The following is a 21,558-nucleotide window of genomic DNA, read 5'->3' as shown; positions in this document are numbered from 1 at the left end:
CAGCCAATAAAAAGCCCCCGAGGCTTACGCAACGGGGGCTTTGGGGGGGAACAGCTCAGCGCTTAGTGATGCTCGCGCGTCGCACGGAATTTCACGTCCGGCCAGCGCTCTTCCATCAGGGCCAGGTTGACGCGGGTCGGCGCGAGGTAGGTCAGGTGACCGCCGCCGTCCAGTGCCAGGTTTTCCACGGCCTTGTTGGAGAATTCTTCGAGCTTCTTCTTGTCGCTGCATTCGATCCAGCGCGCGGAGTACACGGTGATCGGCTCGTAGGAGCACTCGACCTTGTATTCCTCTTTCAGACGGCTGGCGACCACATCGAACTGCAGCACACCGACGGCGCCGAGGATGATGTCGTTGCTGCGTTCCGGGAAGAACACCTGGGTCGCGCCTTCTTCGGCCAGCTGTTGCAGGCCCTGGCGCAGTTGCTTGGATTTCAGCGGATCGCGCAGGCGTACGCGGCGGAACAGTTCCGGGGCGAAGTGCGGGATACCGGTGAAGCCCAGGGTTTCGCCTTCGCTGAAGGTGTCGCCGATCTGGATCGTGCCGTGGTTGTGCAGACCGATGATGTCGCCGGCGTACGCCTCTTCCAGCTGTTCACGCTCGGAGGAGAAGAACGTCAGGGCGTCGCCGATGCGCACGTCCTTGCCGGTACGTACGTGGCGCATCTTCATGCCTTTCTCGTACTTGCCGGAGCAGATACGCATGAACGCAATGCGGTCGCGGTGTTTCGGGTCCATGTTCGCCTGGATCTTGAAGATGAAGCCCGAGAACTTCTCTTCCACCGGCTCCACCGTGCGCTCGTTGGCTACGCGCGGCAGCGGGCGCGGGGCCCAGTCGACTACAGCGTCGAGCACGTGGTCGACACCAAAGTTGCCCAATGCAGTACCGAAGAACACCGGGGTCAGTTGACCGTCGAGGAATTCCTGCTGATTGAACTCGTGGCAAGCGCCCTGCACCAGTTCCAGCTGTTCGAGGAAACGCTCGTACTCATCGCCCAGGTGTGCGCGGGCTTCGTCGGAATCGAGCTTCTCGATGATCTTGGTTTCGGTGCGTTCGTGACCGTGACCGGCGGTGTAGACAATGATGTAGTCGTCCGCCAGGTGGTACACGCCCTTGAAGTCGCGGTAGCAACCGATCGGCCAGGTGATCGGCGCAGCCTTGATCTTCAGGACGGCTTCGATCTCGTCGAGCAGTTCGATCGGGTCGCGGATATCACGGTCGAGTTTGTTGATGAAGCTGACGATCGGCGTGTCACGCAGACGGCAGACGTCCATCAGCGCGATGGTACGTGGCTCAACACCTTTACCGCCGTCGAGAACCATCAGGGCCGAGTCCACCGCAGTCAGAGTGCGGTAGGTGTCTTCGGAGAAGTCTTCGTGGCCCGGGGTGTCGAGCAGGTTGATCATGTGTTCGCGATACGGGAACTGCATGACCGACGTAGTAATCGAGATGCCCCGCTGCTTTTCCATCTCCATCCAGTCGGATGTCGCGTGGCGGTCGGATTTACGGGATTTCACCGTACCGGCCACAGCAATCGCCTTGCCCATCAGCAAGAGCTTTTCGGTGATGGTGGTTTTACCGGCATCGGGGTGGGAAATAATGGCGAAAGTGCGGCGTTTCGCGACTTCGGCGGCCTGTCTGGTCATGGGAAATCGCCTGGCGGTGATTCAAAAAAGGGCGGCGATTATAGCCCAACTCGATTCAATAACCGAACCGTTGAGCACATTAAGGGTGGCCAAATGCTGCCTCAGATGGGAACCTTTTAAAGCACGGAGACGTCCATCCCCTGTAACGACATTTCGTCAGGGGCTGAAAAATCAGCAAGTTAGCCTGACGAGGCTGCGCTCATGGCTGGCTTTCAGACCGCTTTTGCCGGGCTGAAAAAAAGCTGCTTCTCGCGAACGACTCTCCCGGCAGCCAAGGCTTGGCATGCCACACGGGACTGCGTTCGCCGACTAAAAAAAGGAGTCCGCCTGTGGCTATCCGCTATGGCAAAGGGCTGATGGGAGGTGCGGTGGTGATCGCGCTCCTGGCCCTGCTGGTCCACTGGATCGGCATCAACACGATCGAACACTACCGCGACGATTTGTTGTTTTACCTGCAAGCTCATCTGATTCTCGTCCTCGCTTCAATGCTGGCCGCCCTGGTCGTGGGCATTCCCGCCGGCATCTTCCTGAGCCGCCCGACCATGGTCGGCCGCGCCGAACGCTTCATGCAGATCTTCAACATCGGCAACACCGTGCCGCCGCTGGCCGTGCTGGCGATTGCCCTGGGGATTCTCGGCATCGGCAGCGGCCCGGCGATCTTCGCTTTGTTCCTCGCCTCACTGTTGCCGATTGTGCGCAACACCTATGAAGGCCTGAAAAACGTTCAGGGTTCGCTGAAAGAAGCCGCAGTCGGGATCGGCATGACGCCGCGTCAGGTGCTGTGGAAAGTCGAATTGCCCAACGCCGTGCCGATCATCGTCGGCGGTGTGCGGGTCGCGCTGGCGATCAACGTCGGTACGGCGCCGCTGGCCTTCCTGATCGGCGCCAACAGCCTCGGCAGCCTGATCTTCCCCGGCATCGCCCTGAACAATCAGCCGCAACTGCTGCTCGGCGCCGCGTGCACTGCGCTGCTGGCCCTGCTGCTCGATGGCGTGGTCACCCTCGCCAGCCGTCTCTGGCTGGAACGCGGTTTGCGCCCGTCTTGAGGCTTTGCGAAGGAATATTTATGAAAAGACTTAGTTTGATTCTGGGCTGCGTGCTGCTCTTCGCAGGCATCGCCCAAGCCGCTGACAAACCGGTGATTCGCCTTGGCGCCCGGGTATTCACCGAGCAGACCCTGCTCGCGGAAATCACCGCGCAATACCTGCGCAGCAAAGGCTACGACGCGCAGATCACCGGTGGCCTGGGCAGTAACCTGGCCCGCAGCGCCCACGAAACCGGGCAACTGGACATGCTCTGGGAATACACCGGTGTGTCGCTGGTGGCCTACAACCATGTCACCGAAAAACTCGACAGCGCACAGTCCTACGCCCGGGTGAAAGAACTCGATGCGAAGAAAGGCCTGGTCTGGCTCACGCCGTCGAAATTCAGCAACACCTACGCCCTCGCCCTGCCGAAAAAAGTGGCCGAGCAATACCCGCAAATCCACACCATCAGCCAGTTGAACGACGTGTTGAAGGCTGAAGTCAAGACCAACCACCTGGTGGCGCTGGACACCGAGTTCGCCAACCGCTCCGACGGTCTGGACGGCATGGTCAAGCTCTACGACATGAACCTGACCCGCAAGAACATCCGGCAGATGGACGCGGGCCTGGTCTACACCGCGCTGCGTAACGGCCAGGTGTTCGCCGGTCTGGTCTACACCACCGACGGCCGCCTCAATGCTTTCGGCCTGAAGCTTTTGGAAGACGACAAGCATTACTTCCCGGACTACACCGCCGCGCCAGTGGTGCGTCAGGCCTACCTCGACGCCCACCCGCAACTGGCCGAGCAACTCAAGCCGCTGGCCGAACTGTTCGACGACGAAACCATGCGCCAGCTCAACGCGCGGGTCGATGTCGATCACGAGAGCCCGTCGAAAGTCGCTGCCGATTTCCTGCGCCAGCATCCACTGAACTAAAGGAGGAAAAGTCATGGAATTTTTGAACGCCTTTTCCCACCTCGACTGGCAGCAGGTAATGCACCTGACCTGGCAGCACATCACCCTGGTCGGCATCGCCGTCAGCCTGGCGATCCTCATCGGCGTGCCGCTGGGCATTTTGATGACGCGCTTCCCGAGCCTCGCCGGCCCCTTGCAGGCCAGCGCCACGGTATTACTCACCGTGCCGTCGATTGCCCTGTTCGGCCTGCTGCTGCCGTTCTACTCGAAATTCGGCCAGGGCCTTGGCCCGATGCCGGCGATCACCGCCGTGTTCCTTTATTCACTGCTGCCGATCATGCGCAACACCTACCTCGCCCTGACCGGCGTCGAACCGGGCATTCGTGAAGCCGCACGCGGCATCGGCATGACCTTCGGCCAGCGCCTGCGCATGGTCGAGTTGCCAATCGCAGTGCCGGTGATCCTCGCCGGCGTGCGCACCGCCGTGGTGATGAACATCGGCGTGATGACCATTGCCGCGACCATCGGCGCCGGCGGCCTCGGCGTGCTGATCCTCGCCTCCATCAGCCGCAGCGACATGTCGATGCTCATCGTCGGCGCGCTGCTGGTCAGTCTTCTGGCGATCTTCGCCGACCTTATTTTGCAGTGGCTGCAACGTTCGCTGACTCCAAAAGGACTCCTCAAATGATCGAACTTCAAAACCTCAGCAAGACCTTCCAAAGCAACGGCAAGGATGTGAAAGCCGTGGACTCGGTAAGCCTGACCGTCAATGAAGGCGAAATCTGTGTGTTCCTCGGGCCATCGGGTTGCGGCAAAAGCACCACGCTGAAAATGATCAACCGCCTGATCAAGCCGACCTCGGGCAAGATCCTGATCAACGGCGAAGACACCACCGACCTCGACGAAGTGACCCTGCGCCGCAACATCGGTTACGTGATCCAGCAGATCGGTCTGTTCCCGAACATGACCATCGAAGAGAACATCGTCGTGGTGCCGAAACTGCTCGGCTGGGACAAACAGAAATGCCACGACCGCGCCCGCGAACTGATGAGCATGATCAAGCTTGAACCCAAGCAATACCTGCATCGTTACCCGCGTGAATTGTCCGGCGGCCAGCAGCAACGGATCGGCGTGATCCGCGCGCTGGCGGCGGATGCGCCGCTGCTGCTGATGGACGAACCATTCGGCGCGGTCGACCCGATCAACCGCGAGATGATCCAGAACGAATTTTTCGAGATGCAGCGTGCGCTGAACAAGACCGTGATCATGGTCAGCCACGACATCGACGAAGCGATCAAGCTCGGTGACAAGATCGCAATCTTCCGCGCCGGCAAACTGTTGCAGATTGACCACCCGGACACCCTGCTCGCCCATCCGGCGGACGACTTTGTCAGCAACTTCGTCGGTCAGGACAGCACCCTCAAGCGTCTACTGCTGGTGAAGGCTGAAGATGCGGCGGATAACGCGCCGTCGGTGAGCCCGGAAACCCCGGTGGCCGATGCGCTGGAGTTGATGGACGAGCATGACCGTCGTTATGTCGTCGTCACTGACGCGGAGAACAAGGCGCTGGGTTATGTGCGCCGTCGTGATCTGCATCGTCAGACCGGCACCTGTGCGCAATTCCTGCGCGAGTTCAACGCCACGGCGGCATACGACGAGCATTTGCGCATCCTGTTGTCGCGCATGTACGAGTTCAATCGCTCATGGCTGCCGGTAATGGATGCCGAGCGAGTGTTCCTCGGAGAAGTCACCCAGGAGTCGATTGCGGCATACCTGAGTTCGGGTCGATCGCGCGGAATGAAGACCAATATCGTGTCACCAGCCGAAGCGGTGGCCTGATCAAACGCAAAAGGGCTGTTCGACAGCCCTTTTTTCGACCACCGGAACCTGAAAGCCGTGATTTTTTTGCAAGCGAAGTGCCGACAAGAAATATCAACACGTGAGAAAGCTGACCCTGTCCGCGAATGTCAGCATTAACCAGCAACTTCCCCCTCATTTCCCCTTCTCGCCGCCAACGTCGCCGATGTTGAAGTGAACGCACTTATCGAAGACTTGGCACACATCAGCGTCGAACGTGCAGGTATTTTTAACACCTGAAAATTATTGCGGAACATCTGACCGTCATCTCGGTCGGCTACAAAGAGTGATATCCGAGACGCACGTCAGAAGCGTGCACAAACGCGACATTTTTAGTTGATCTCAGGCCCCTCACGCCCTAAAGTTCGCGCCGAACGTCCATGCTGGAAACGATCCATCCGGCTCAAGTACTGACGACGAGACAGCAAGGCCAAGGGCAGCGACCCATGGCCTTTTTGCTTTCGGCGACATGCCTTGGGAAGTAGGCGAACCAAAGTGGGGATACGGAGGGCGTTCAGGAGGGTGTGTCATCAATGAATTCACGAGTGCGCCGGGTCTGCTTTTGCGCAGGGCAAGGCGCGAGGCCCGCAGTTTGGTTGTTCCAAATAAGGGACGAGCAACGCTGCCCTGCGCAAAAGCAGGCCCGGCCCTTCGGGTTGTGCCTGAGCGCGCGCCATGCTGCGTTGCAGGCCTTGCGAAGGGAGCGACCATTAGCGGCGGCCTGCGCCTTGCCTGGCACGCGCTCAGGCGCAACGCACTCGCGAATTCATTGATGACACACCCTCGCACCCATTGTTTTTACGAGTTTGCCAATAGGAGCTCCCAAGTATGTCGATCCAGGTCGAAGACTATTTCGCGCGCGAAACCTTTCAGAAAATGAAGGCGTTCGCCGACAAACAGGAAACCCCGTTCGTGGTGATCGACACCGCGATGATCGCCCAGGCCTACGATGACCTGCGCGCCGGTTTCGAATTCGCCAAGGTCTACTACGCGGTCAAGGCCAACCCGGCCGTCGAGATCATCGACCTGCTCAAAGAGAAAGGTTCGAGCTTCGACATCGCCTCGATCTATGAGCTGGACAAAGTGCTGAGCCGCGGCGTCAGCGCGGATCAGATCAGCTACGGCAACACCATCAAGAAGTCCAAGGACATTCGCTACTTCTATGAGAAGGGCGTGCGTCTGTTCGCCACCGACTCGGAAGCCGACCTGCGCAACATCGCCAAAGCCGCACCGGGCGCCAAAGTTTACGTGCGCATCCTGACCGAAGGCTCGACCACGGCCGACTGGCCACTGTCGCGCAAGTTCGGCTGCCAGACCGACATGGCCATGGATCTGCTGATCCTCGCCCGCGACCTGGGTCTGGTGCCATACGGCATCTCGTTCCACGTCGGTTCGCAACAGCGTGACATCAGCGTCTGGGACGCGGCGATCGCCAAGGTCAAAGTGATCTTCGAACGCCTGAAAGAAGAAGACGGCATCCACCTGAAGCTGATCAACATGGGCGGTGGCTTCCCGGCCAACTACATCACCCGCACCAACAGCCTGGAAACCTACGCCGAAGAAATCATCCGCTTCCTGAAGGAAGACTTCGGTGATGACCTGCCGGAAATCATCCTGGAGCCAGGTCGTTCGCTGATTGCCAACGCCGGCATCCTGGTCAGTGAAGTGGTGCTGGTCGCGCGTAAATCCCGCACCGCCGTCGAGCGTTGGGTTTATACCGATGTGGGCAAATTCTCCGGCCTGATCGAAACCATGGACGAAGCAATCAAGTTCCCGATCTGGACCGAGAAGAAAGGCGAGATGGAAGAAGTCGTGATCGCCGGCCCGACCTGCGACAGCGCCGACATCATGTACGAAAACTACAAGTACGGCCTGCCGCTGAACCTGGCGATCGGTGATCGCCTGTACTGGCTGTCGACCGGTGCGTACACCACCAGTTATAGCGCCGTAGAGTTCAATGGTTTCCCACCGCTGAAATCGTTCTACGTGTAAGCGATGCTGGCGTAATGCAAAAAGCCCATGACGTGTCATGGGCTTTTTTACGGCTGCGATTCAGGCACTCTGTAACTCGGTGCAACGGTGAGCGTAGGCCTGCGCAAGCGCCTGGATTCGCGGATCGGTTGCGCTCGCCAGCGTCTGGCTGGCCACGCGCAGGAAATTCAGGTTGCCGCCGGCCAGCGCTTTCTCCAGCCAGGTGAGCGCGTCATCGATCCGCCCCTCATCTGCCAACACCGCTGCATAGCTGAATTGCCCGCGAAAGTCCCCGCCCTCGGCCGAACGTCGATACCAGTCACGAGCCGCTGCGGGATCCGCCGCACACACCTGCCCTTCCTCCAGATAACGCCCAAGCAGGTTCATCGACTTGGCATGCCCGACCTCGGCCGCGCTTTGATACAGCGCGATGGCCTGAAGATGATCGACCGCTACACCGCGCCCGGTCGCCAGAAGATTGGCGAGGTTATACATCGCCCAATCCAACCCGGCATCCGCTGCAACGCGATATTGCTGGGCGGCAACCGCTGCGTCCGCCACGCAACCCCAACCGTGTTCATGACAGCGGCCGAGCATGTTGCGCGCCATCAGATGACCTTGCCCGGCGGCAATCTCAAACCAGCGCAAGGCCAGCGGCTGGTCCTGAGCGATCCCGTGACCATCGAGCAGGATCTGCCCGAGCAGCGCCTGCGCTTCCAGCACGCCCTCACCCGCCGCCAGCAGAATTGCCTGCGCTGCGCGGGCAGGACTCTCTTCGAGCATGGCGGTGAGGCGTTCGACGTCGAGGACTTCTTCGCGACGTAACCGAAAATCCGCCACTTACACCTCGACCCAGCGACGCAACAGGTTGTGGTAAGTGCCGGTAAGGCGGATCAGCGAAGGGTGATCGGGCATGTCCTGGGTGAGTTGCTGGATCGCCCCGTCCATCTCGAACAGCAAGGCTCGCTGGCTGTCTTCGCGCACCAGACTTTGGGTCCAGAAGAACGAGGCATAACGCGCGCCGCGAGTGACTGCGTTGACCTTGTGCAGGCTGGTGCCGGGATACAAGACCATGTCGCCGGCGGGAAGCTTCACTCGCTGGGTGCCGAAGGTGTCCTGAATCTCCAGCTCGCCGCCGTCGTAATCCTCTGGCTCGCTGAAGAACAGCGTGGCCGACAGATCAGTGCGCACCCGCTCGATGCTGCCCTTGGGCTGGCGCACCGCGTTGTCGATGTGGAAATCGAAACTGCCGCCCGCCGAGTAGCAGTTGAGTAACGGCGGGAATACTTTGTGCGGCAGCGCGGCCGACATGAACAGCGGGTTTTTCCACAGGCGTTCGAGCATCGCCGCGCCGATTTCCTTCGCCAGCGGATGGCCTTCCGGAAGCTGCAGATTGTGCTTGGCCTTGGCCGATTGATAGCCGGCGGTGATCTTGCCATCGGCCCAGTCGGCCTGTTCCAGCGCCTCGCGAATACGCTGCACTTCGTCTTTCGCGAACAGCCCGGGGATGTGCAGCAGCATGGCAATGTCACCTGATGGCAAAGAGGCGGCAATGGTATTGATTCTTATTGACTGTGTAAAACCCGCTAGACGAATGAACTGGTAAAAACCGTAAGGTTAAATTGTAAAGAATGTAAATTTGTCGCGAATAGTAATGTTTCGCAATTGATACGAATACCTGTTTACCCTATATTCCGCCGCCTCAAATCCTTGGGGAGGGGAATAAAAATGGCACGTCAACTCGCACAATTACCGGTCAGTTCACCGCGTCTGCTCGCTTCCGCCATCGGCGTGGCAATTACCGCCGGCTCCGCAGGCCACATGGTGTTCGCCGCCGAAAAAACCGACAGCAAAGCCACCGGCAATGCCATCGCCCTGGACGCCACCGCCATCACCGGCGAAGCCCAGGACTCGACGTCCTACCAGGTCGAGAAAGCCTCCTCGCCCAAGTACACCGCGCCACTGGTTGATACCCCGCGCTCGGTCACCGTTATCCCGCAACAAGTCCTGAAGGACACCGGCGCCCTGAACATGCAGGATGCGCTGCGCACCGTACCGGGCATCACCTTCGGTGCCGGTGAAGGCGGCAACCCGCAGGGAGACCGTCCGTTCATCCGTGGTTTCGACGCCCAAGGCGACACCTACCTAGACGGCGTGCGCGACACCGGTTCCCAGAGCCGCGAAATCTTCGCCGTGGAAAACATCGAAGTCAGCAAGGGCCCGAACTCCGCCATCGGCGGTCGCGGCGCAGCTGGCGGCAGCATCAACCTGGTGAGCAAGAAAGCGCACCTGGGCAACTCGTTCGACGGTGGCTTCACCTGGGGCTCCGACCAGACCCAACGCTACACGATGGATGGCAACTACCAGTTCAGCGACACCGCTGCCGGCCGTCTGAACCTGATGAGCCACGAGAGCAACGTCGCCGGTCGCGACAAAGTCGACTACGACCGTTGGGGCATCGCGCCGTCCCTGGCCTTCGGCCTGGGCACCGACACCCGCGTCAACCTCGACTACTACCATCTCGAAAGCAACGACACGCCGGACTCGGGCATCCCTTACACGATTCCGGCCGGTGGCTCGGCGGCGCGCACCAAGTCCAACCCGGACAAGCCGTACGCCGGCGGCGATCACAGCAACTTCTACGGTCTGGATCGCGACTTCCGCAAGGGCCGCACCGACACCGCGACCTTCGCCATCGAGCATGACCTGAGCGACTCGCTGACGATCAAGAACACCCTGCGTCACGGCACCAGCATGCAGGATTACATCCTGACCCAGCCCGACGACAGCAAAGGCAACGTGAACAACGGCAGCGTCTGGCGTCGTGCGAACACTCGCGTGAGCAACACCGAGACCACCACCAACCAGACCGACCTGTTCGGCAACTTCTACGTTGCCGGCTTCAAGAACAGCTTCTCCACCGGTGTCGAATACACCCGTGAGGAAAGCAGCAAATCCTCGTACAACGTCAACACCGACACCACGCCGCGCACCTCGGCCGTGACCACCAACTGCAACCCGAGCCTGATCGGTGCTGCCAGCGGCTACAATTGCACCTCGCTGTCGAACCCGAACCCGAACGATCCGTGGAACGGCGCAATCTCGCGCAACTACGCCGGCACCGACACCCAGTCCGATACCTACGCGCTGTATGCGTTCGACACCCTGGAGCTGTCCGAGCAATGGCTGGTAAACATGGGTCTGCGTTACGACCACTTCGAAACCGGCTACAAGACCTACACCGCCGCCGGCAACACCACCTCCAAAGGTTCTGACACCAGCGAGTTCGTCACCGGCCAGTTCGGCGTCGTTTACAAACCGGCAGAGAACGGCAGCATCTATGCGTCCTACGCCACCTCCGCCACACCCCCGGGCAACACCCTGGGTGAAGGTCAGGAAGGCAACCCGCTGGGCGGCACGCCGGATCGCAACGGCAACCTGCTCAAGAGCGACATGGAGCCGGAAACCACCAAGAACTACGAAATCGGCACCAAGTGGGATCTGCTGAACGATCGCCTGTCGCTGACCGCCGACATCTTCCGCACCGAGAAAGAAAACGCGCGTGTCCAGGTGGATACCACCTCGTACGAAAACGCCGGCAAGACCCGCGTTCAAGGTATCGAGCTGTCCGCCAGCGGCAAGATCACCGACAAGTGGCAAGTGTTCGCCGGTTACGCCTACATGGACAGCGAACAGATTGACGGTGGCGACCTGCCGGCCAACAAGGCCAACAACGGTAACGAGCTGCCTAACACGCCGAAAAACAGCGCCAGCCTGTGGACCACTTACCAGGTCACGCCGAAGCTGACTATCGGTGGCGGTGCGTTCTACGTGGATGACGTGTTCGGCAGCGTGGCCAACACCACCATGGTCGACTCCTACGTTCGCTACGACGCGATGGCTGCGTACAAGCTGAGCAAGAACGTCGACCTGCAACTGAACGTGCAGAACCTGACCAACGAAACCTACTACGACAAGGCCTTCTCGACTCACTTCGCCAACCAGGCGGCGGGCCGTACGGCATTGCTGAGCACCAACTTCCACTTCTGATCGAAGAGGGAAGTACCGGGCCCCGTTCATTCATTTGAGCGGGGCTTTTGTGCGTAATAAAGAACGTTTCTCGATAGGCCACGGCATAATGCACGCCGTGAACACAATTTCCGAACGGACAAGGCAAGCGACGTGTTGAAGAAAACCCTGTTCCAGTTGCACTGGTTTTTTGGCATCACTGCCGGGCTGGTGCTGGCCCTGATGGGCATCACCGGTGCTGCCTATTCGTTTCAGGACGAAATCCTCAAAGCCCTCAACCCTTCCGTGTTGCAGGTCGAGAAGCAGGTCGCTGGCGTCCTGCCGCCCGCCGACCTGGTGGCGCAGATCGAAGCGGCCTCGGGCAAGAAAGTCTCGATGCTCTCGGTCGAGACCGAAAGCGGCAGCGCCGGCCGCGTCTGGTTCACCCCGCCCAAAGGCGAGCGCCGGGGCGAGATGCGCTACTTCGATCCCTACACCGCCGAGTTCAAGGGCGATGCCACCGGCCAGGACTTCTTCGGCCTGATGCTGCAACTGCACCGGTTTCTCGCCATGGGCGATACCGGTCGCAACATCACCGGCGCCTGCACCCTGATGCTGCTGTTCTTCTGCCTGTCCGGCCTGTACCTGCGCTGGCCGCGCCAGTGGAACAGCTGGCGCGTGTGGCTGACCCTCGACTGGAAGAAAAAGGGCCGCAGCTTCAACTGGGATCTGCACTCGGTGTTCGGCACCTGGTGCATGCTGGTTTACCTGCTGCTGGCGCTGACCGGACTGTCCTGGTCCTACGAGTGGTACAACAAGGGCCTGACCAAATTGCTTTCCGATGCGCCGCAAAACGAGCGCGTGCGCGGCGGTCGTGGCCCGGCCCCCGAAGGTCCGGCGCCGACTGCCGATTACGCCGCGATGTGGGTCAGCATCTACAGCGCCGCAGGCCCGGGCCTCGCCTCCTACAACATCCGCATGCCGCCGGTGGCCGGCCAACCGGCGACCGTGTTCTATCTGCTCGACAGCTCGCCCCATGACCGCGCGCTGAACCAGATCACCCTCGACCCGGCCACCGGCGTCGTCAAACGCGTCGACCGCTACGCCGACAAGAGCTTCAAGGCGCAATTGCTGACCAGCATTTACGCGCTGCATGTCGGCAGCTATTTCGGATTGGTCGGACGGATCATCGTCACCGTCGCGGCGGTGTTGATGCCGCTGTTCTTCATCACCGGCTGGTTGCTGTATCTGGATCGCCGCCGCAAGAAAAAGCAGATCAAGGATGCCCGCAAGGGTCTCGACCAACCGGCCGGCGATACACCGGCGTGGCTGATCGGTTTCGCCAGCCAGAGCGGTTTTGCCGAGCAACTGGCGTGGCAGACCGCCGGCCAGTTACAGGCGGCCGGATTGCCGGTGAAGGTGCAGCCGCTGGCGAATGTCAGCGAGCAGGATCTGCGCGAATCGAACAACGCGCTGTTCGTGGTCAGCACCTTCGGCGACGGCGAAGCGCCGGACAGCGCTCGCGGTTTCGAGCGCAAGGTGTTGAAGAACGCCTCGACCCTCGACAGCCTCAACTATGCCGTCCTCGGCCTCGGCGACCGTCAGTATCAGCACTTCTGCGGTTTCGCCCGACGCCTGCATCAATGGCTCGGCGAGCACGGCGGCAAAACCCTGTTCGCCCCGGTGGAAGTCGACAGCGGCGATCCTTACGCCCTGCGTCACTGGCAGACCCAGCTCGGCCTGATCACCGGGCAAGCACCGGTCGACACCTGGCAAGCGCCGAGCTACGAGAACTGGACGCTGGTGCGCCGCGAGCTGATGAACCCGGACAGCAGCGGCTCTCCGGTCTTCCTGCTCGGCCTGACCGCGCCGACCTCCCGCAGCTGGCTGGCCGGCGATCTGGTGGAAGTACTGCCACGCAACTGCCCGTGGGCGATCGAGCATTTCCTCGACGGCCTCGGCATCCGTGGTGAAACCAGCGTCAAGGTCAACGGCCTGGAAGAGTCGCTGGAGGTCGCCCTCGCCACCCGCCAGCTGCCCGAGCATCGCGCACATCTGGTGGGCCTGCATGCCCAGGCGCTGGTCGATGCAATGGTGCCGCTGGCGATGCGCGAATACTCGATCGCCTCGATTGCCGCCGACGGCGTGCTGGAGCTGATCGTGCGTCAGGAACAACACGCCGACGGCAGCCTCGGCATCGGTTCCGGCTGGCTGACCGAGCATGCTCCGGTCGGCGGCAGCATCAGCCTGCGGGTCCGCCGCAACAGCGGTTTCCATCTGCCGAACGCTCCGGTGCCAATGATCCTGCTGGGCAACGGCACTGGCCTCGCCGGGCTGCGCAGCTTGCTCAAGGCACGGATCGCCGACAATCAGCAGCGTCATTGGCTGCTGTTTGGCGAGCGCAATCGCGAGCACGATTTCCTCTGCCGTGCGGAGCTGGAAGAGTGGTTGATCAATGGCGATCTGGAACGCCTCGATCTGGCGTTCTCGCGGGATCAGTCCGAGAAGATTTACGTGCAGGATCGTCTGCGCGAATCGGCCGGCGAGTTGAAGAAATGGCTGGCGGACGGTGCAGTGATCTACATCTGCGGCAGCCTTCAAGGCATGGCGTCGGGCGTGGATCAGGTGCTCAATGAAGTGCTGGGCGCCGCTGAAGTCGAACGCCTGATCGAACAGGGTCGCTATCGCCGCGACGTTTACTGATTCACCTTGGGTCACTGTGGGAGCAACCTTGCTCCCACAGGTTCAGCGCTGCATTCAGACCGGCTGCAACTTCTGCTCGAACACCGCAACACCCTCCAGATCCCGCAACACCACGCTCATCTCCCCGCTCTGCCCGTCAATGTTCACCTCACCGAAAAACTGAAAACCGGCAAACGGCGAGGCGTTCTGTACCGCCGGCGCCTTCTCGAACACCACTTGCGGGCCAAAGGTCTTGTCCAGCGGATTGGGTCCGAAACTGCCGGCGTTCAACGGTCCTGCGACAAACTCCCAGAACGGTTCGAAATCCTGGAACGCCGCGCGATCAGGGTGATAGTGATGCGCCGCGCAGTAATGCACGTCCGCCGTCAGGAACACGAAATTGCGCACCTGCTGCGCGCGCAAAAAGCCCAGCAGTTCGGCGATTTCCAGCTCACGTCCCTGCGCCGGGCCGGGGTCGCCGTTGGCCACCGCTTCCCAGCGCGCAACACCGGGACTGACCTCGCCATCCGGCACGCCAAGACCAATCGGCATGTCGGCGGCGATGACCTTCCACTGGGCTTTCGACGCCTTCAGTCCGTGCTTGAGCCAGTTCAATTGCTCGCGCCCGAGGAACGGTTTTTCCGCCCCGAGATTGTCATCGTTGGCCCCGCGATAACTGCGCATGTCGAGCACGAACACATCGAGCATCGGCCCGTAGCTCAGCTTGCGATAGATCCGCCCGCCGCCATCGGCTGCCTGCAAACGCATCGGCGAATATTCGAGCCAGGCCTGACGTGCGCGCCCGACCAGGGTGTGGATATTTTTTTCCTGATAACGCTCGTCGAGCTGTTTGCCCGGCGACCAGTTGTTGACCACTTCATGGTCGTCCCACTGCCAGATCTGCGGCACTTCGGCATTGAAGCGGCGGACGTTTTCGTCCATCAGGTTGTAGCGGTAATTGCCGCGATAATCGTCGAGGGTCTGGGCGACTTTGCTCTTGGCCTCCGTGGTAAGGTTGCGCCAGATCCGGCCACCCTCCGTGGTCAGTTGCGCCGGCACCGGGCCGTCGGCATAGATGGTGTCGCCGCTGTGGATAAAGAAGTCCGGCAGGCGCATGCGCATGGCTTCATAGATGCGCATGCCGCCGATATCGGGGTTGATGCCGAAGCCCTGGCCGACGGTGTCGCCGCTCCACACGAAGCGGATATTGCGCCGCGCGGTCGGTGCACTGCGCAAGTGACCGAGCCACGGCTCGCTGGCAACGCCGGTGCGGGCGTCCTTGAAATACACGCGGTAGAAAATCGCCTGATCGGCGGGTAACCCGGTGAGTTCGACGCGAGCGGTGAAATCGCTGCGGGCATCAGCCAGCGCGGAAACGACACGACGTGGATGGCGGAACTGGCTGCGGGTGTCCCACTCCACCACCATCTGCGCGGGGCGGTCGGCGCGGCTCCAGATCATCGCGCGGTCGCCCTGCAAGTCGCCGGATTGCACGCCGTCAGTGAGTTGCGGTCGATCCTTGACCGACGCGATCACGGCCGGGGCCAGCCCCGGCATCAGCAGTCCGGCGCCGACGGCTTGCATCACGCGCCGGCGACCGGGATTGAAATCGCTCATGGTGTTCTCCCTGAAAAAAGGAAAACTTAAGCACCGCTAGATGAAAGGGGTGTGACACCTCACGCCTTCGCGGGCTCCAGCGCCAGTTCCACGGCCTCCGGCCGCTTGACCAGCGCATACACCACCGCCGTCAGCAGACTGCCCGCGACAATTGCCAGCAGGTACAACAGCGCATGGTTGATCGCGTTCGGAATCGCCAGCACGAACAGCCCACCGTGGGGCGCCATCAGCTTGCAGCCGAAGTACATCGACAACGCACCGGTCAGCGCACCGCCGGCAATGCTCGCCGGAATCACCCGCAGCGGGTCTTTCGCGGCAAACGGAATCGCCCCTTCAGAGATGAAGCACAACCCGAGCACCAGCGCCGCTTTACCGGCTTCGCGTTCAGTCTGGGCGAACTTGCGTCGCGCGATGAACGTGGCGATACCCAGACCGATCGGCGGCACCATGCCGGCGGCCATGGTCGCGGCCATCGGTGCGTAACTCTGCGAGGCCAGTAGCCCCACGGAGAACGCATACGCGGCCTTGTTGATCGGCCCGCCGAGGTCGACGCACATCATGCCGCCCAGCAGCACACCCAGCAGGATCGCGTTGGTGGTGCCCATGCTGTCGAGAAAATGCGTCAGCGCCGCGAGCATTCCGGCCACCGGTTTGCCGACCACGTAAATCATCACCAGCCCGGTGAACAGGCTGGCGAGCAACGGGATGATCAGAATCGGTTTCAGCGCTTCAAGGCTTTGCGGCAGCGCCACATAGCGACTGATCGCCTTGGCCGCGTAGCCTGCGATAAAACCGGCAACGATCCCGCCAATGAAGCCGGCGCCCAGGGTACTCGCCAGCAAACCGCCGATCATGCCCGGCGCGAGTCCGGGACGGTCGGCAATCGACCAGGCGATGTAACCGGCCAGCAAAGGCACCATCAACTTGAACGCGGTCTCGCCACCGATCTGCATCAGCGCCGCCGCCAGCGTGCCCTCTTCCTTGAACGCGGTGATGCCGAACACGAACGACAAGGCGATCATCAGACCGCCCGCCACCACCATTGGCAACATGAACGACACACCGGTCAGCAGGTGTTTGTAGACGCCGCTTTTCTCTTGTTTGGCCGGGGCCTTGCCGTCGCCGGCAGCGCTTTCCACGACACCTTCGGCCAGGGCTTTTTTCAGCGTGGCTTCGGACTGTTTCAACGCAATCCCGGTGCCGCAGCGGTAGATTTTCTTGCCGGCGAAACGCTCGGTGGCGACTTCAATGTCAGCCGCCAGCAGCACCACGTCAGCCTCGGCGATGGCTGCCGCGCTCAGCGGATTTCGTGCGCCGACCGAGCCCTGGGTTTCGACTTGCAGGTCGTAGCCCAGACGCTTGGCGGCTTGCTGCAAGGCTTCGGCGGCCATGAACGTGTGGGCGACGCCGGTCGGGCAGGCGGTGACAGCGACCAGACGCGGAGCATTGGCACTGGCAACCACGGGCGGGGTTTCGTCAGCGACGTAAACCTCGGCCTCGACCGCGCCACGCCGCAGCACTTCTTCGACATCCTGCAGGGCTTGCGCCGGCGCGATCCGAAAGACTTTCTTGCCGATGAACCGGGTCATGTCCACCGGTCCCGTGGCCACCAGCAACACCCACTCGGCGGCCTCGATGGTGGCCGCCGACAACTCGCGTTCCGGGTGCGCCGCATCCACCACTTCGACGCTGGTGCTCCAGCCCTGACGCTGGGCCGCGGCATCCAGCAACCGGGCACACAGCACACTGGTGACCATGCCGTTCGGGCAGGCCGTGACAATGGCTAACTTCATGACAAACCCTCTTATTGTTCTGTCAGGGGGCGCACGCGCACGCCCTGTTCGAGCTGCGCCAGTTGCGCGGCATCGTGAATACCGAAACCGATCTGGGTCACCGCCTGCGCCGCAATCGCGGTGGCCGTGCGCAGGGTTTGCTCCGGCGTGTCGGCGCTGAGCAGACCGTGGAGCATGCCGGCCAGCAACGAATCGCCGGCCCCGACCGTGCTGGCGACGCTGACTTTCGGCGGCGTCGCATGCAGCGCCGAGCCGACGCTGAACCAGTTCACACCGTCGGCGCCGTGGGAAATCACCACATGCTCGATGCCCTGGGCGTGCAACCGATTGGCCGCTTCAGCCTGAGACGCGTGGGACACCACTTCACAACCCAGCGCATCGGCCAGCTCTTCGGTATTCGGTTTGATCAACCATGGACCGGCCTTGAGCGCTGCGCGCAAAGCTTCGCCGCTGGTGTCCAGAGCGACTTTCAGGCCCAACGTTTTCAAGCGTCCGACCAGTTCGCGCAACCACTGTGCAGTGACTCCGCGCGGCAAGCTGCCCGCAACTACAACCGCGTCATGCCCCGGCGCGATCTGCACCAGTCGATCCAGCAACGCCTGTTGCGCCACTACGCCGACCACCGGCCCCGGGCCGTTGATGTCGGTGATGCGTCCATCCTGCTCAGCGACCTTGATGTTGCTGCGGGTTTCGCCGGGCACCCGGATAAACGCATCGGTGAAGCCACGTTTGGCGAACAGGGTTTCGAAGGCTTGCAGATTGTCTTCGCCGAGAAAGCCGCTGACCGTCAGTTCATGACCGAGGTCGGCCAGCACTTGTGCGACGTTGACACCCTTTCCGGCGGCGTGGGTGTGCATCTCGTCGCTGCGGTTGACCTGACCGGCCTCCAGACGTGGCAACTGCACCGTAAGGTCCAGCGCCGGGTTGAGGGTCAGGGTGAGAATCTTGGCCATTACAGGGCCTCCACTAATGCGCGCACTTCGTTGGCGCTGCCCACGGCCAGGGCTTGTTGAGCAAGGGTTTGCGATTGCGTCAGGCTGAGTTCGCGGATGCGCGCCTTGACCTCGGCGATGCTGCGCCCGGAGACGCTCAGTTCATCCACACCGAGGCCGACCAGCACCGGCACCGCCAGCGGATCCGCCGCCAGTTCGCCGCACACACCGACCCATTTGCCGTGGGCATGGGCCGCGCGCACGGTGATGTCGATCAGTTGCAGCACTGCCGGGTGCAGGCCGTCAGCCTGGGCGGACAGGGTCGGATGACCACGGTCGATCGCCAGCGTGTACTGGGTCAGGTCGTTGGTGCCGACGCTGAAGAAATCCACTTCTTTGGCCAGGACCGGCGCCAGCAACGCGGCGGACGGCACTTCAATCATGATCCCCAGTTGCAGGTCAGCAACCGGGATTTCCAGGCGCAGCCGTTCGGTCATGTCGCGGGCCTGACGCCACTCTTCGACGCTGCCGACCATCGGGAACATGATCCGCAACGGACGGTTGTCCGCCGAACGCAGCAAGGCGCGCAACTGCGCTTCCATGATCTGCGGACGCTGCAAGGTCAGGCGAATCCCGCGTACGCCGAGGAACGGGTTTTCTTCCTTGGCGATCGGCCAATACGGCAGCGGTTTGTCGCCGCCGACGTCGAGGGTGCGCACCACCAGCGGGCGACCGGCGAGGCCGTCGAGCACGCGGCGGTATTCGGCTTCCTGAGTCGCCTCGTCCGGCGCTTGCGGGTGGGCCATGAAAATCAGTTCGGTGCGCAGCAGGCCGATGCCTTCGGCGCCCTGCTCCACCGCGCTGATCACACCGGCGCTCTCACCGATGTTGGCAAACACTTCCACGGCGTGGCCGTCGGTGGTGTGCGCCGGTTGATGACGTTGTTCGGCGGCGGCTTTCAGGCGTTGTTCGCGGGTGTCGCGTTCTTCGCTGGCGCGTTGCAGGGTCGCGGCATCCGCGTCCACATGCAGGCGACCGCGCTGGCCGTCGAGCAGCAGCGGCGTGCCCGGTTTCAGCAGCAATACCGCAGCGCCCGCGCCGACCAGCGCCGGAATCCCCAGCGCGCGGGCCACGATGGCGCTGTGAGCGGTGGCGCCACCACGGGCAGTGAGAATCCCCGCCACCCGCGCCGGATCCAGACGCGCCACGTCGGACGGGCCGACCTCGTCCATGACCAGAATGTACGGTTGCTCGGGCTCGGCGGGCGTCTGCACGCCACACAGTTGCGCCAGCACCCGGCGACCGATGTCACGCAGATCGGCGGCACGTTCAGCGAGCAACGCGTCCTGCAACGCTTCCTGTTGTTTCGCGGCGGCCTCGATCACGGCCATCCAGGCTGCTTCGGCGCTTTCGCCCTGCTTGAGGCGAGTGTCGACTTCGTCGGTGAGTTCCGGGTCGTCGAGCATTTCCTGGTGGGTGATGAAAATCTCGCGGATTGCCTTGGCCTTGCTGCGTTCGATCAGGCCCTGAATGTCCTGACGCACGTCGGCCAGCGCTTGCTTGAGACGCTCGCGCTCGATGGCAGCGGACTCGCCGCGCAACGGGTAATCGATGGTTTGCTGGACCTGAATGTGCGCCGGGCCGATGGCGATGCCGGGGGCGGCAGGGATCGCTTGCAGCAGACTGCCGGAGGCCGGGGCAGTCAGCACTTCTGCAATGTCCGTAATCACTTCACGCTGTTGACTGACCGCGGGCAACGGTTCGACTTCTTCGCCGAGGCCTTCTTCGATGGCGGCCAGCAACGCCGGCAATGCGTCAGCGGCGATGCTCGGTTCGGCGATAATTTCCAGCACCTGCCCGCGACGGGCGCCGAGGCTCAGCAGTTTGCTCAGGCTTTTCACCGATACCGCGCTGTCCTGACCGTCGACGATGCGCACACGGATTTCGCCGTCAAAACTCTTCGCCAGTTGCGCGAGGATCTTCGCCGGCCGCGCGTGCAGACCATGGGCGTTGGCCAATGCGATACGTGCGCTCGGCCAGTCCGCCGGCAACTCACCGCCGAGCACCTCGAGGACTTTGCGGCTGCTGGTGGCGCGGCCCAGTTCATGGCCGCGACCTTCGATCAGCAACGCGCACAACCGCTCAAGCAACGCCTGATGCGCTTCACCCAGACTGGCCAGACAGAACAGACCGCTGAGCGGCTGGCCGAGGTAGCGCATCGGTTTGTCCGGCGTGACGAACGCCAGCCCTGGACGCTTCACGGTCTGTTCGCTGTGCAGCCACCACAGGCCATCGCCCAGCGGCAGCGCTTCAACTTGCTGCAACACCCCGGCGAAACCGTTGCTCACGCAATCGGCCTGGCGCAGCAGACGTGCCCCGCGCCAGACCAATTCTTCGAAATCGTCGGCGGAAACCCCGAGGCCAATCATCTGCGCATCCAGCGCCAGCTCTTGCGGCGCGCCTTGCAGCAGTTTCAGCAGCGCTTCGGGCGAACTCGCGCGGCGCAGGGCCTGACCCAGATCGGTCTCGCCGAGGGCGCGGGTCAGCAGTTGCAGCAGGCGCAGGTGTTCGTCGGATTTGGCGGCGATGCCGATGGCCAGATAAACGATCTGGCCATCGCCCCAGTCCACGCCGTCGGGAAACTGCATCAGGCGCACGCCGGTGGCGAACACCTGATCGCGGGTTTCGGGCGTGCCGTGGGGGATCGCAATGCCTTGGCCGAGGAAGGTCGAACCCTGAGCCTCCCGGGCCTGCAGGCCGGCGAGGTATCCGTCGGCGACCAGACCATCGGCGACCAGATGACTGGCCAGCAATTGCAAAGCGGCGGGTTTATCCACAGCCGACTGGCCCATGGATATCTGCTCTACAGTGAGCTCGAGCATGCGATCTCCTTTTTGGCGCGGTGGTGCGCCAGGTATTGTTTTGAATGGTTGCAGCTTAGGCGCTGTAGGCCATCCTTTTCAGGAGGCAGTTTTGGCGGTTTCACGGCAGAACCGGCCAAAGGCGTCTAAAACGTAGAAAATACGCTTGCTGAAACGTTTAATCTAGATTGATCGGCACGTTACTCGATAATGTCCCATCCTTGAAGTCCAACTTGTCGGATGCGCTGCGAC

The 21,558-nt window shown here is 61.9% G+C and carries 14 protein-coding genes; 7 read left to right on the top strand and 7 right to left on the bottom strand.

Features of this window, described 5'->3' with window-relative positions:
- Window positions 1–62 precede the first annotated feature (62 nt).
- Window positions 63–1,646 carry a peptide chain release factor 3 gene (locus tag EIY71_RS12410; RefSeq protein WP_011332431.1) on the bottom strand — a complete coding sequence of 528 codons (1,584 nt, stop codon included), beginning with the start codon at window positions 1,644–1,646 and terminating at the stop codon, window positions 63–65.
- Window positions 1,647–2,002: 356 nt separating this feature from the next.
- On the opposite strand from EIY71_RS12410, the gene EIY71_RS12405 reads away from it, so the two are divergent.
- From EIY71_RS12405 to EIY71_RS12385, 5 genes are all read left to right on the top strand, one after another.
- Window positions 2,003–2,692, top strand: a complete 690-nt coding sequence (locus EIY71_RS12405; RefSeq protein WP_172667905.1) for an ABC transporter permease — start codon at window positions 2,003–2,005, stop codon at window positions 2,690–2,692.
- 20 nt (window positions 2,693–2,712) lie between these two features.
- Complete coding sequence (locus EIY71_RS12400; RefSeq protein ID WP_134021845.1) at window positions 2,713–3,606, top strand: glycine betaine ABC transporter substrate-binding protein; 894 nt, start codon at window positions 2,713–2,715, stop codon at window positions 3,604–3,606.
- A 13-nt stretch (window positions 3,607–3,619) separates the two neighbouring features.
- Window positions 3,620–4,273, top strand: a complete 654-nt coding sequence (locus EIY71_RS12395) for an ABC transporter permease (RefSeq protein ID WP_007953690.1) — start codon at window positions 3,620–3,622, stop codon at window positions 4,271–4,273.
- Entirely contained in the window at window positions 4,270–5,424 is a 1,155-nt protein-coding gene (locus EIY71_RS12390; RefSeq protein ID WP_039769215.1) for a betaine/proline/choline family ABC transporter ATP-binding protein, read from the top strand. The genes EIY71_RS12395 and EIY71_RS12390 overlap by 4 nt, the downstream gene beginning before the upstream one ends.
- Window positions 5,425–6,270: 846 nt before the next feature.
- Window positions 6,271–7,434 carry a type III PLP-dependent enzyme gene (locus tag EIY71_RS12385; protein WP_007953693.1) on the top strand — a complete coding sequence of 388 codons (1,164 nt, stop codon included), beginning with the start codon at window positions 6,271–6,273 and terminating at the stop codon, window positions 7,432–7,434.
- Between the two features lie 60 nt (window positions 7,435–7,494).
- Here EIY71_RS12385 and EIY71_RS12380 read toward each other — a convergent pair whose 3' ends face one another.
- The gene (locus tag EIY71_RS12380) at window positions 7,495–8,253 is read right to left on the bottom strand and encodes a tetratricopeptide repeat protein (protein ID WP_256661089.1); all 759 of its coding nucleotides are present in this window, start codon (window positions 8,251–8,253) and stop codon (window positions 7,495–7,497) included.
- Window positions 8,254–8,934, bottom strand: a complete 681-nt coding sequence (locus EIY71_RS12375; protein ID WP_085746897.1) for a Fe2+-dependent dioxygenase — start codon at window positions 8,932–8,934, stop codon at window positions 8,254–8,256.
- 207 nt (window positions 8,935–9,141) lie between these two features.
- Between EIY71_RS12375 and EIY71_RS12370 the strand changes: the two genes are divergently transcribed.
- Both EIY71_RS12370 and EIY71_RS12365 read left to right on the top strand, forming a co-directional pair.
- Complete coding sequence (locus tag EIY71_RS12370) at window positions 9,142–11,463, top strand: TonB-dependent siderophore receptor (RefSeq protein ID WP_134021843.1); 2,322 nt, start codon at window positions 9,142–9,144, stop codon at window positions 11,461–11,463.
- 132 nt (window positions 11,464–11,595) lie between these two features.
- Entirely contained in the window at window positions 11,596–14,124 is a 2,529-nt protein-coding gene (locus tag EIY71_RS12365) for a sulfite reductase flavoprotein subunit alpha (protein ID WP_134021842.1), read from the top strand.
- A gap of 54 nt (window positions 14,125–14,178) precedes the next feature.
- Here EIY71_RS12365 and EIY71_RS12360 read toward each other — a convergent pair whose 3' ends face one another.
- Genes EIY71_RS12360 through ptsP form a run of 4 tightly spaced genes read right to left on the bottom strand, consistent with a single transcriptional unit; the run spans window position 14,179 to window position 21,327 of the window.
- The gene (locus EIY71_RS12360; RefSeq protein WP_085746894.1) at window positions 14,179–15,720 is read right to left on the bottom strand and encodes an alkaline phosphatase; all 1,542 of its coding nucleotides are present in this window, start codon (window positions 15,718–15,720) and stop codon (window positions 14,179–14,181) included.
- Window positions 15,721–15,779: 59 nt separating this feature from the next.
- Window positions 15,780–17,513: a PTS fructose-like transporter subunit IIB gene (locus tag EIY71_RS12355; protein ID WP_134021840.1), complete on the bottom strand. Its 1,734-nt coding sequence runs from the start codon at window positions 17,511–17,513 to the stop codon at window positions 15,780–15,782.
- A gap of 11 nt (window positions 17,514–17,524) precedes the next feature.
- On the bottom strand, window positions 17,525–18,466 hold the full coding sequence (pfkB, locus tag EIY71_RS12350) for a 1-phosphofructokinase (RefSeq protein WP_102687353.1): 942 nt from the start codon (window positions 18,464–18,466) through the stop codon (window positions 17,525–17,527).
- On the bottom strand, window positions 18,466–21,327 hold the full coding sequence (gene ptsP / locus EIY71_RS12345; protein ID WP_102687352.1) for a phosphoenolpyruvate--protein phosphotransferase: 2,862 nt from the start codon (window positions 21,325–21,327) through the stop codon (window positions 18,466–18,468). Before ptsP ends, pfkB begins: the two co-directional genes overlap by 1 nt.
- Window positions 21,328–21,558: the final 231 nt, after the last annotated feature.

It is taken from the genome of Pseudomonas sp. CH235, from assembly GCF_004368175.1.
Lineage (GTDB): Bacteria > Pseudomonadota > Gammaproteobacteria > Pseudomonadales > Pseudomonadaceae > Aquipseudomonas > Aquipseudomonas paraglycinae.
This window is presented reverse-complemented; position numbering and strand designations above follow the sequence as displayed.